The 12576-nt window shown below is 47.8% G+C and carries 10 protein-coding genes; 4 read left to right on the top strand and 6 right to left on the bottom strand.

The features are described from left to right. Positions 1 to 164: 164 nt before the first annotated feature. The gene (locus I1H34_RS15980; RefSeq protein ID WP_212662018.1) at positions 165 to 1139 is read right to left on the bottom strand and encodes a ferritin-like domain-containing protein; all 975 of its coding nucleotides are present in this window, start codon (positions 1137 to 1139) and stop codon (positions 165 to 167) included. Between the two features lie 259 nt (positions 1140 to 1398). Between I1H34_RS15980 and I1H34_RS15975 the strand changes: the two genes are divergently transcribed. The 4 genes from I1H34_RS15975 (at position 1399) to I1H34_RS15960 (ending at position 7591) form a co-directional block, all read left to right on the top strand. Next, positions 1399 to 3102 (top strand): tetratricopeptide repeat-containing S1 family peptidase, encoded by a 1704-nt coding sequence (locus I1H34_RS15975; RefSeq protein WP_249369299.1) that lies wholly within the window; start codon positions 1399 to 1401, stop codon positions 3100 to 3102. A gap of 156 nt (positions 3103 to 3258) precedes the next feature. Continuing rightward, on the top strand, positions 3259 to 3831 hold the full coding sequence (locus tag I1H34_RS15970) for a hypothetical protein (protein ID WP_212662017.1): 573 nt from the start codon (positions 3259 to 3261) through the stop codon (positions 3829 to 3831). Positions 3832 to 4421: 590 nt separating this feature from the next. Further along, positions 4422 to 5798, top strand: a complete 1377-nt coding sequence (locus I1H34_RS15965) for an FAD-dependent oxidoreductase (RefSeq protein WP_212662016.1) — start codon at positions 4422 to 4424, stop codon at positions 5796 to 5798. Between the two features lie 506 nt (positions 5799 to 6304). Next, a complete protein-coding gene (locus tag I1H34_RS15960; protein ID WP_212662015.1) occupies positions 6305 to 7591 on the top strand; it encodes a TRAFs-binding domain-containing protein in 1287 nt (428 codons plus the stop codon). Between the two features lie 151 nt (positions 7592 to 7742). Here I1H34_RS15960 and I1H34_RS15955 read toward each other — a convergent pair whose 3' ends face one another. Genes I1H34_RS15955 through I1H34_RS15935 form a run of 5 tightly spaced genes read right to left on the bottom strand, consistent with a single transcriptional unit; the run spans position 7743 to position 12331 of the window. Next, complete coding sequence (locus I1H34_RS15955) at positions 7743 to 8468, bottom strand: ATP-binding cassette domain-containing protein (RefSeq protein ID WP_212662014.1); 726 nt, start codon at positions 8466 to 8468, stop codon at positions 7743 to 7745. 30 nt (positions 8469 to 8498) lie between these two features. Then, positions 8499 to 9209, bottom strand: coding sequence for a DUF4336 domain-containing protein (locus I1H34_RS15950; RefSeq protein WP_212662013.1), 711 nt, complete (start codon positions 9207 to 9209; stop codon positions 8499 to 8501). Positions 9210 to 9230: 21 nt separating this feature from the next. Beyond that, positions 9231 to 10424, bottom strand: coding sequence for an ABC transporter permease DevC (devC, locus tag I1H34_RS15945; RefSeq protein WP_212662012.1), 1194 nt, complete (start codon positions 10422 to 10424; stop codon positions 9231 to 9233). 43 nt (positions 10425 to 10467) lie between these two features. Further along, the gene (locus tag I1H34_RS15940) at positions 10468 to 11769 is read right to left on the bottom strand and encodes an HlyD family efflux transporter periplasmic adaptor subunit (RefSeq protein WP_212662011.1); all 1302 of its coding nucleotides are present in this window, start codon (positions 11767 to 11769) and stop codon (positions 10468 to 10470) included. Then, positions 11744 to 12331, bottom strand: a complete 588-nt coding sequence (locus I1H34_RS15935) for a TetR/AcrR family transcriptional regulator (protein WP_212662010.1) — start codon at positions 12329 to 12331, stop codon at positions 11744 to 11746. Before I1H34_RS15935 ends, I1H34_RS15940 begins: the two co-directional genes overlap by 26 nt. Positions 12332 to 12576 lie beyond the last annotated feature (245 nt).

Raw genomic sequence — 12576 nt, 5'->3', positions numbered from 1 at the left:
TGGTTAAATCTGGAGCCCATACAAGTCAGAGGAAGTTATTCTCTGTTCGTAATCATTCCCCGGTCAGTAGTTTTGTCTAACAATCTCTGACCAGGATTGTCAAGGTCTAATGGAGTAAACAGAAAGAAGACAATCTACAAAAGACCCTATAAAAATGGCTAGAACTAAACTCCAGTGGAGGAAAAAGAGACTTCTGGGGATTGCCCAAGCCAGCGATTAAGCTGCTTTATGTTCAAAGAGCGGCCCCACCGCCACAGATGCCATAAAACATAAACAAAGGTCCATAAGAGGGATAGCTTATTGGGAAGAGACCAGGCTTCCCAGTGGAGCACTTGCATCATCCGTTTTAGGGTACGACTAAAACTAATGGGTTTTTGTTGCGTAGGTCTCAACTGGGGACGAAGTAAAGTCATCAGAGTCTTAAACATAGTGGTGTGGGGATAGGCCCAGCACCCAAAGCCCCAAAATTTGGTCATATGGTTGATTTCGTCGATCAATAGCTCGGCTAATACCTGATGTAATGGACCGCTAGAATGAGCCATTAACCATAGATACAGACAGGTGGCCCCATATTCCGTCGCTACTCGATGCAAGCCATGCTCAAACAGATCTTGCTGGGAATTATCCGTGGGCTCATAAGGTCTAGGATCGTGGGGGAGAGGCATCATTTTTAAGCCAGACAGCTGGGTATACAATCGCTGCAGAGCTGGAGAATGTTGACGTTCTTCCCTTTCCCAGAGTCCCAATTCAACTAGGTCTCCTTGGCCATTGACGGTACCGCCCACAAACCGAGCCATTTGTGGATGCAGAGGGTTGAGGTATTGACGACTGGTTTGGGTATAGCCACGAATAGGGGCTTCTGTGTCAATACTGCCCGCAAGAATAGCTAAAAAAATAAGGGGATCAATTCCCCTTATCTGACTTGGTTCAATGTGATTCCAGTCGAGCGGTTGCCAAGGCCGGGGTTGAGGATCTTGGAATTGTTGGGGTAACTCCTGCAGCCGATCGTTGAGGATATCAGTTGTCAGATAAGTCTGAATCAATTTGTTTAAGCGGTGTGAAATGGGAGCAGTTTCAAAGGACTGGGTGGATGAGGACTGTTCAAGAAATGAGGGATTGAACAATAACGTGGGAGTCATGGCACTCTCCGGGGTAGCTTGCATCCATTAGCCTAAGCAAGGTCAACCCAGAAGTCAGTCGGCTAGAGTCGGGACTTAAAAGTCGGAAAGTCGGATTTATATTGATGACCAGAATTGTTGATCCTGAGTGGTGGACGATACGAAATCTAGAATTCTTGATTTTGTCGAGGGAAAATCCTTACGGTTTATGACAGGTAAGCCTTACAACGGGAGCATTCGGGCATGCTAATAGTGATTAACAACCACAATTGTGATCAATATGATGAAATTGGCTCCTGGTCTTCCGGTTGTTTTGGTTGGGGTTGCTGCGGTGATCGCACAGCCCCAGATCAGTCATGCCTTGAGTGCGGCTGAGGTTGCGAAGGTTGCTCGTAATATCACAGTCCGAGTGGATAGCCAAGCGCCTGGATCCGGGGTGATTATTAAACAGGATGGGGACACCTACACCGTATTAACGGCTGCCCATGTGGTGGGAAGCGAGGATACCTATGAGGTTGTCACCCCCGATCGGGCTCGACATCCAATTACGAATACAACAATCCAGCAGCTGTCCAATGTCGATCTAGCGTTGATTCAGTTTTCTAGTAGCCAGTCCTATCAAGTGGCTGAAGTGGGCAATGCCCAGCAAATTTCTGCGGGCATGCCCTGCTACGTTGCCGGATTTCCAGGCAAGACCGCCGCCATCAACGAGGTGGTTTATAACTTTACGGCCGGACAAATTACGGCAAATGCTGCACGACCTTTACGGGATGGGTATGGATTGGTCTATTCCAATGCTACTTTGCCAGGGATGAGTGGTGGCGCGGTTCTTGATAGCCAAGGTCAACTGATTGGAATTCATGGTCGAGCAGATACAACGCCTCAAGCTCAAAATCCGAATCTAAATCCAGATATTTATGTCAAAACAGGGTTTAACTTAGGCATTCCCATCAATACTTTTTTGCAAAAAGCTGAAGATGCCAAGCTGGAATTGGGGTTTGCAACACCTCCATCTAAACTCGCTCCCCCCGCCTTAGTGGATCAGGCTCTGGTGGAAGCAGGACAGGCTCTCGGCCAGGGAGAGAGTAGCAAAGCGGTCTCTAAGTTTAATCAGGTATTGGGGAGCGATCGCAAAGCCGTAGCGCTACACGGTCGAGGATTGGCCCACTACCAGCGAGGCAATTATGCTGAGGCTTTAGCGGATTTAAACCATGCGATCGCCATCGATCCTTACAACGCTTTGTTCTTCAATAGCCGGGGGGCAGTCTACCTAGCCCAAGCCCTCAGGCCCAATCAAAATTTGCATTCTAGTGCTTCTCGGGCCGTGAGAGATTTTAGTGAAGCCCTCAAACTCAATCCCCAAGACGGCAATGCTTACAATAATCGCGGCTTAGCTCATTTCTATACGGGTGCTCGGGCCTACGCCATTGACGATTTTAATCAGGCCCTACGTTTAGAGCCGGGATTGGCCAAAGCTTATAAAAATCGAGGGTTCACTCGCTGGTTAGAGCAAGATATTCGCGGTGCAATAATGGATCTCAAGCAAGCCCTCACCATCGATCCGACCTATGCCCAAGCCTATCAAACACGAGGTCGGCTGCAGTTCCGACAGGGAGAAGTAGCTCAGGCACTAGCCGATTACGATCAAGCCATTCAGTTTAAACCTAAAGAGGGTGAAACCTATATTTACCGTGGGATTGCCCGCTACGAGAATTCCGAAGTGCCTGGGGCAATCCAAGACTGGCAAACTGCGATCAAAGCCGACCCAGAAGAGTCTGCCGGTGCTCATTTGTTGATTGGTGCGACATTATTAACTCAAGGTCGCGAAAACGAGGCTCTACAGAAACTGAAAACAGCTAGGCAACTGGAACGAACCTGGACGAATAAAGGATTTCTAAGCCAAATGTTAGGCAAACGATTATTGAAGGATGCCACTGCATTACTAGAGCATCCCAAGGCTCAAGCTTTGCTCAAATCTCGCTAATGACATCGTGTTAGTTTCACGTTGATCAGAAAAGCAGTTTAAACTCTAAGAGCCTGAAATCCAGACATTTTGGCAATAGCACTTAACTTTTTGACCAACTGGCGAAATAGCTTTCGCTAGACTTGAAATATCTTGCTCAAAAAGGATGATGAGTCGATGCCAGTATTTCTCGTTACCCTTGGGGTTTGGTACTTTATTTCGGGAGGTGGGTTAAACCATTGGAATAGCAATCAATGTACCCCTATTATTGATGGCGACCCCTCTGCAACGGGATTTAGACTGCGGGGACGAGAATTCGGCTGCACCTTTGACGAAGAGAACTATCGAATATCGATTCAAAAATGGCTAAGTAAGCGTGATGTTAATGCAGCCCCCCTTGAAGGAATGTACCTGGGAGATATAGCAGATTATCCATGGATTTCAACGTATCTTGCGAAGGCGGCAATTCAGAGTCAAGAATGGGACCTGAAGGGGGGTAACCATAGCGGTAATTCCCATGGCCTGATTGAATCTTTTCTACTCGATGAGCCATTCAGACATCGCCTGGACGCTCCCTTTGTCAATACGCCTTACACAGTGCATCATCTTTCTGTCGAAAAGGTGCTGATTGACGATGCCAGTAAGGTTCTTGACCAATATGAACCGGGCTTTGGGCAAGTTCCTTTTGGGGGGCTATTGTGGGTTGAGTTTGCAGAGCGTCACCAAGCAGAATCAACTGAGGCGGATTAGATTTTTGTGGCAGTAGGCAAAAGAAACTTCTAATCCTGTAGTGCAGAACAATTGATTGAAGCGACGTTCAAAAGGACAGTCCGTTAGCAGCAGCCGAGTGTCAAATCTCACCTCGCTTTAATCATGCTAAATGAGCACTAAGGAATGAAAATTGATTACTCCCTTCCCGCCATAAGATCGTGCATCTAAATATCATTGAAATTCTTATTTATCAAGAATCTGAATACCCAATCTTATGCTGGGATGGGAGTAATACCGAGATTTCTGCCGTCTCTTTTGACAACATCAGCTTTTGCAAGCGCCCCCTAAATCCCCCATTCTGGGGGACTTTGAGCCTAGATATAGGCTAATGAATCTAGACAGTGAGATCTCTAGAGCTGTTGAGGTTCAACTCTGTCACAGATCCTGTGTGGGTCGAGCAGACAAGTCCCCCAGAATGGGGGATTTAGGGGGCATCAGTGGCGTTAAGGCTGTGGAGGATAGGAGGGAGAGTCGTGTTCAACTATATTTTCCGGTGTTATTAAGTTCGTTATCCTAAGATGCCACCGATAGCACTATAAGATGAGGTGGATCAGCGCTGGAACTCAAGCATGGTAGAGACTCTATCCGCGAATACTTCACCATCCCCTGAGGGAAGAAAAGTTGTGATTGTGGGGGGTGGGCCAACTGGCGCACTGGCTGCCTTATATTTAGCCAAAATGGGTTGGCACGTCTCTGTTTACGAGCGGCACAGTGCTGAGTTTAAAGCGTCTAGCAATCGACGTTCATTTAATATCATCTTGAGCCGTCGGGGGCGGAAAGCCCTGACAGATATTGGAGTGGAGCTACCGCCAGACAAACAGGTGCTTCTCCAAGGGAATGTTCGACATACGGCCAAAGGGGGAGCCTTAGGGAAAGGGTTTCGTGATGCTGTGTCAGTCGATCGCGCTACCCTAGCTCAAGTTCTCATTTCAGAGGGGCAGCATCGCTTTCCAGAAAACATTCAATATCACTTTGATCAAACCCTGTTGCAGGTCAATTTTCAGGATAAGACGGCGTTGTTTCAAGGCAAACAAGACCAACAGCAGCAAAACTTTGACTTATTGATTGGTGCAGATGGGGGCTTCAGCACTGTCAGGACTGCTATGGAATCACAGCTTCAAGGATTCGAAGTTCGGCAAAACCAAGACGACATGATGTACAAAATCTGTGATTTAGGGTTCGCAAAAGATTTACCCGGTGCAGAAGAAAAGTGGGCAGCAAGTTTTCATACATGGCCTAATGCCCAACCCCTGACATTACTCGCTCCCCCTAGTACCGATGGCTCTCTCAAAGGAGTATTAATTTTGCCCCAAGTCGGAGACATCACTTATGAGACCCTTCAATCAGAAGCAGATGTATTAGCCCTATTTAAAGAGAAGTTTCCTGATGTTTTTCCCCATCTAGAACAAGCGGGTTTACCGCCGCAGTTTACCCAAGATTTATTGGCCCAAAAGGCGGCCCATGGAGGAATCACCACTCAGTGCAATCGATTTGAAGGTGACTGCGTCGTTTTATTGGGAGATGCAGCCCACTCGGTGTGGCCCTCGTTGGGGCAAGGTTGTAATGTCGCCTTAGAAAGCTGCCGCATGTTTGCTGAGATATTGACCCAAACCAAAGGAGATTTATCCCTCGCTTTACCAGCCTATACGGCGGCCCGGAAGCCCGATACGGACGCAGTGGCTCAGCTATCGGAAATTGGCTTTGGGGGGAATAAACGAGCAAGCAGCATCCTGTTTATCACCAAAGTAGTGATCCTGATGTTTCTGCATAAATTACTCCCCAGATGGTTTCATAAATATGCTCTTTTTCAACTTGGGGATGCTGACGTTCCTTATTCCAAAATATGGCAGCAAGTTCAGCGTCAAAATAGTCAATTACGCCTTGTACTAGCGACGTTAATCGGTAGTATTCCTGTGATCTGGTTAGTTGTTTGGAGAATTGCCTAAGCGTCAGAACTCCTTGCTCTAACTGGAAATATTAAGAGAAGAGCCAGGATACCAAAATTTGGGTTTTCATAAGGAAGAAATAAGGGTTTGAGTTCAGTACAGGACAAAAATGGTGTAGTGAATTTCATAAATATAAAGTACAGTCAACAATCCCTAAATACCTATGCTTCCAAGTTTTTGTTCTGTATTGAGCTATCCAACCCTGAGTTCAGGATAAGCAATCTCTGAAACTATTGATTTTGCATTCTCTATGATTTTCTCTTTGTTTAGACGTGTGCAGATAAGCTCCATTATAGAGATTATTCTGAATAAAATGGACTGATTATCAATAACGAGTTATTTAGCTCACAGTTGATTCCCTCCACCGTATACCTGCAAAAGATTTCTCGTATTGCTTTATTCCGAACTCAGGTTATCTAAGATAAACTTACTAAGAATAATTTTGAGTCTCAGCACAGCAATTCTCAGGATTTTCCCCTCTGTGAAAAAATGAATATCGAAGGAAAATGATGTCAGAAACAACAGCAAAGATAGTCAAGAAGACCTGTTTTGTCGTCATGGGATTTGGCGTGAAGACCGATTTCCAACAACAGAAGACTTACGATCTTGATAAGTCTTATCGCATTATTATCAAGAGGGCTGTGGAAGAGGCTGGCCTCGAATGTATTCGTGCGGATGATGTCATTCATGCAGGAATTATCGACAAGCCAATGTATGAACTTCTGCTAGGTGCCGACGTCGTAGTTGCTGATCTCTCTACATCTAACGCCAACGCAATTTACGAGTTAGGAGTACGCCACGCACTCCGGCCGCACACAACCATCGTAATCGCCGAAAAGAATTTCAAGTTTCCCTTCGATATCGGACATTTACTGGTCCGACCTTATAACCACCTCGGTGCTGGGATCGATGCTGAGGATGCCGAAACTACCCGAAAAGAGCTGAAGAAAGCTATCCAGGTGCTTATAGAAAAGAAAGAGTCAGACAGTCCGGTCTATACATTTCTTCCTTCGCTTCGAGGGCCGACCATTGTTGAAGCCGCAATCTCTCCGGCTATCTCGGTAGCACAGACTACGCCTGTTGAAGATAAAACTGTAAGCCTACTCATGGATATGTTCTACCAAGCTCGGGGCACTTCCAACTGGGCGGGAGCGAAGCTGGCATTGGATCAACTCAAGACAAAACTGCCAGGGGAGCCTTTTATCTTACAACAGCTTGCTCTTGCCACCTACAAAAGCAAGAAGCCAGATCTTAAGAGTGCTTTGGAGGAAGCGCAGAGTATTTGTGAGGTGCTCCATCCCCAGACGACCAAAGATCCCGAGACTCTCGGCATTTGTGGCGCCATCCACAAACGGCTGTGGGAATTGGAAGGCAAATCCGAGGACCTTGACAAGTCAATCTACTTCTACGGCAAAGGTTTCTATTTGAGGGATGACCATTATAATGGAATCAATTACTCCTTTATGCTCAATGTTCGTGCCAGTCAGTCTATTGACATACCGAACGCCATTGCAGATTTTGTTTGGGCCCAGCGAGTGCGCCATCAAATCATCAAATTGTGTGAAGTGCAGCTAGATGCCGGTGTCAAAAACGACGAAGGTGAAATTGATCGTGAGCAGCTCTTCTGGCTACGAGCAACTTTGGTCGAGGCATTTTTAGGTACCGGAGAGACGACCCGTGCTAAGTTGCAACAGAAGCAAGCAATAGAAGAAGCACCAGAAGCATGGATGGCCGATACACTACAAGAACAGCTTGGTAAGCTCGAAAAGCTGCTTGAAAATTCTCCTTATTAGCGGAAGCACAGCACTATTACCATCAAATGCAAAAGAGAAATAATGGCCTTGCCGCTTTTCAAAAAGTTTGACAATCATCTCGGAGTAATTTGGATGTTTACAATGTGCTCCTACATAATAGAAGACTACCCAAAAAACTTACTGCCATAATCTAAGCTGCGATGCTGGGAGGTAGGTCAGAGACACCTTCCTCCATCGGTGGCAGGGGAGCTAAACGTCCATCTTCCATGTAGATAATCCGATCGGCAATGTCTAAAATTCGGTTGTCGTGGGTGACGAGGAGAATGGTGCAGTCCTGTTCTCGGGCGAGTTGTTGCATAATCTCTACCACGTCTCGTCCTGATTTTTTATCCAGCGCGGCAGTGGGTTCATCCGCCAGGATAATTTTGGGATGGCTAGCTAAAGCCCGAGCAATGGCGACTCGCTGACGCTGTCCCCCGGAGAGTTCGTCGGGGTAGTAGTTGGTGCGGTCTTCTACGCCGACTGCGCTGAGTATGTTGGATGCGATCGCATCCAAGTCTTGCTCCAAAAAATGGTCATGTAACTCCAGGGACATGCGCACATTTTGCTTGGCGGTGAGAAAGCTCATCAGATTGTGGGCCTGAAAGATATAGCCGATATGGCAGCGAAGCTGGCTCAATTGCTGTTTCGAGGCTCCCAGCATTTCCTGGTCCAGAATCTTGAGGCTGCCGCTTTGGGCTGCTCTTAAGCCCCCCAATAAGGTTAGAAGGGTTGTCTTCCCAGATCCCGAAGGCCCGGTGAGAATAACAATTTCGCCAGTTTGAATCTCCAGATTAATATCGAATAAGACCTGCTTCTGAAGCTGACCTTCGCCAAAGGAATGGTTGAGTTGGTGGGCAATAATGACGTTAGACATGAAAATCACTCCAGAACAAAAAGCAAGGTGCTATAGGGTTTTTTCCAGCAACCACTCAAAGCCCGCTGTGAATTGAGCCTTGCCATCAGTTTCGACGATGCTGCCGTGGGCCGTAATGACCCGATCAAAATCCCACGCCAACACTTGATGGACAGAAGCTTTCACCTGGGCTTTATCGCGGCTGCCCCATTTCTCGAAGTAGGACGGTTTCAATACTTGGTAAGAGCCCATAACCCGTGCCGCTAACTGCGTGACCCACGGATAAGTCTCATCAAAATGAAACGAGGTATCCGTTAGAATCAAGCTGCGACTGGGCCGATGCCAAAAGACAGTTTCATGGGCGAGACAAATACCTCGGGGTAAAAGAGCTCCAAATCCCTTAAACGGGAGGTATTCTAATTCCTCTCCAAAGATGCCACTGTTGTTCAGCAAACTATCCAGCCTTAGATCAGGACATTTTTCGGCTAACCCTTCGACGCCCCAGGTGGTGGCATCTGGATAGAGTGCTTGAGCTTGGCTCAAGTACAGATGATGGAATTGGTTTGGGGCAATCAGATGGCAAACAGTACCCAATCCATCAAGACTTGAGCAATCCTTGGCCTGGAGCTGAATGGGGGAAATCAGCATCAGTTCTCCCTGACCCAGTCGGACAACGACCATGCGAGTACCGATTTCTAATCCTAGATAGCTGAAGGGTTGGGTGACGGTCCAAAGATTTTCGGCAATAGAAATCAGGTTCATAATCAGGCTGGATAGAGAGGACTAAAAAATATCGGCTGGATCAGCGGCCCTGAGTTTGCGCATGGCAATGGCCCCCGACATGGAGCACATTAGAATGGTCATGATCAAAACGGTGACGGCTCTTTGGGCAGTCATTGAAATAGGCAGCATGGTTGCCGCAAAGGCTAGCTGATAAAGCCCTAAGGCTAATCCCACACTGGGTAAATATCCGAGAAAAGCTAGAAGTAGGGCTTCTTGGATCAACATCCCCAATAAATAGTTGTCGGTGTAGCCCATGGCTTTCAAAGTGGCATATTCTGGCAAATGCTCAGATACATCGGCATAGAGAATCTGATAGACAATGACGATGCCGACAATAAAGCCAACCCCCACTCCCAGGCCAAAAATAAAGCCAATCCCCGTGCCGTTCGCCCAGTAATCCCGTTCGATTTGGGCAAAGTCTTCGGTGGTGCCAATCAAGACATCGTCGGGCAAGAGGGCTTCTAAATCGGCTCGCACCTGTGCCACGTTAGCCCCCGGTTGAAGCTGAATCAGCCCTACCTCAATCTGTTCCGGGCTACGGTTGGGAAACAGCTGTAGAAAAGTAGAATCACTGGCAATCACGTTGCCATCGGCTGCAAAGGACGCCCCGTTTGTAAAGACACCATCTACCTGAATTAACTTGTTATTCAGTTCGGCGGAGAAATGGCCCTTTTGCTCAAACGCACTCGTCGTAAATCCATATTCTGGCCGTCCGGCCTGATCAAACAAGACTCGATGCAGAGGCTGAATCTTATCCTGATTATTCGTCACGTCTGGAAATTTAAAGGAAGGTTCTGCCGGGTCAATACCCCAGACCAAAATGGCTCGCTCTCGTTTGGTTTCGGGATTCTTCCACTGCCCTGTAGCTACATAGACCCCATTAACGGATTTCACCTGGGGATGGGCCAGGGTCTGAAACAGGCGCGCCCGAGGAAAAGCCTTCACGGAAAACAGGGTCTGCATTTGGGGATTGGTTAAGACCAGATCTGCCTGCAGATTGCGGTGGGGCTGAATGGCAGCGTCGAATAAGGCTCCCTCAAACCCCATCTGGATAAAAATCAACATATCGGCGAAGGCAATCCCTGCGATCGCAACGAGTAACCGAGTGCGCTCTCGGGTCACCTGTTGCCAGGCTAGGGGCGTTCGCTTCAGAAACTTGGGCCGTTTCCACTTGCTAAGACTCAATCTGTTCATGGCCATTTTCCAAAATCAAACGTTCGTTATAAAAAATGCCAAATTAAGACTCATCTGAAATTTGGATCACCGTCTGCACCTGCAAATTGCTGAGATTGGCCACCTGCTGGCTGTCTGTTGGATTGAGGGCAATCTTCACTTCCACGACTCGGCGATCCAGATTTTCGCCTGGGTCACCACTAAAGACCTGTTGACGACTAATTTGGCGTCCCAGCTCCACCACTTTGCCTTTTAATTCACCAGTAAACCCTTGCCCGCGAATCGTTGCAGCCTGTCCCACCTGAACGCGATGAATATCGCTTTGATAGACCTCAGCGATCACCAGCATCTGTGCCGTTTGCCCTAAGGCGACGATGCCATCACTACTCATTTGCTCACCGGGTCGGGTGTAGATTTGGAGAATTTGCCCATCACTGGGCGCTTTAATGGTGGCGCGAGCCAGATTTTTTTTGGCCTTGGTTAGAGATACTTGGGCCGCATTAACCTCCGCTTGAGCCATTTGGATATCCACTGATCGGACTTCTGCCACTTCCGCTAATCGGGACCGTGCGGTTGCCACCTGAGCTTGTCCAGTACTTTCAAGACGACCCAGCTCAGCCTGGGCTTCCCGAAGACGACGTTGGGCAATCCCATCGGTGCGGGAAAGTTCTGCAGTGGCCTGTTTCAAGGCTTGCTGGGTCGTGTCTACACTCAACTGCTTACTATCAAATAGGGATGCAGAAACAGCCCCTGCTTGATAAAGGGATTGGTAACGAGCCAGTTCCTTCTGAGCGGTGCGGAGTTCCGCTGCTAGTCGTTGGACTGCTGCTGTTTGGGCAGTGCGATCGCCCTCGTACTGGGCTTCTAGACGAGCAATAGTTTGCCGCTGAATCCGCAGTTGCCCTGTCGCCTCTGCAGATTGTTGAGATACGGTTGCTCTTTGAGCATTGATGGCTCCAGGTTTTGCCCCTGCCTGCACTTGGGCTAACTTCACCTGGGTGACCCGGAGTTGAGCTTGGGCTTGGGCCACCTCATCTAGCAGGCGATCGCGGGAATCCAAAACAGCAATGGGATCACCAGCCTGTATCGTATCGCCCAGTTTAACCTTGAGTTCTGTGAGGCGATCTCCGTCTAGGGCTAGAGGGGCAGCGACTTTGACAATCTCCCCCGTAGGTTCGAGTCGGCCTAAAGCTGCAACATTTGGCAGGATCGAGGGTTGTAGGCTACTGGAGTCTGAGGGACTGGTCCCTTGCCAATCACTTTGGGCCAAGCCGACAAAGACAATGCCCCCACTAGCTGCGATAGCTGCAATCAACGTACCAATTAACCATGGCTTGGGTTTAAGTTTGAGCGGACAACTGTTCATGGCTGAGGACCATCTGGATCATAAGTTGACTTTGGGAGTGTAACCAGTCGGCATCTTCAATGCCTCGGTTGTAGATGTACTGAATAATCAGACCATCGATAAAAATCATCAGAAAGTCGGCTAGCTCTGTATTGGGGAGCTGTAGATAATCTACTGTTGCGTCACGAGTTCCATTCCAGATCTGACGCAAGAACTGAAGTTCCTGATCGTTCCCTGTTCGAGTTTGTTGGAAAAAATCGACCCACAACAGCATCTGCTGCTGGTAGTACTGCAGGTTCTTCAACACGAAATCCATAACAGCCTGTAGGCGAGCTTCTAAAGTGTCTGCCTCAGGGGCTTGGGCAAAGAATCGGGAGATATCCTGCTCACACAGCTCCTGAACAAGCTGCATAAAGATGGCTTCCTTGCTGTCGAAGTAGTGGTACAGCGTTCCGGTTGAAACCTTTAACCCTTCTGCAATCTGCCGCATGGTGATTGAACCGTAGCCCTTTTGAGCGAAGAGTTCAATACAGCCATTTAGCAACTCTTTGCGGTACTGGACCCGATCAACAACTTTCGGCATGGGCGACAGCGTTAGTATGATGTGAACTATTTATTTTATAACATATGTTCGTTATAAAATGGAGCACTCCCTTTAGACTGTGATAAAGCCATCATTTGGGTTGCTTATAGCACTCAATCACCAACGGTCAATATTCTGCGCTGAGGATTGAAATGATGACAGTGAGATCAGTCGAACCATAATCTGGTTAAAGGATCACGCTTCATTAAAGTCCTCTTCAAATGAATGGTTTTAGTGATAATTTT

Source organism: Acaryochloris marina S15, assembly GCF_018336915.1.
Classification (GTDB): Bacteria; Cyanobacteriota; Cyanobacteriia; order Thermosynechococcales; family Thermosynechococcaceae; genus Acaryochloris; species Acaryochloris marina_A.
This window is presented reverse-complemented; position numbering and strand designations above follow the sequence as displayed.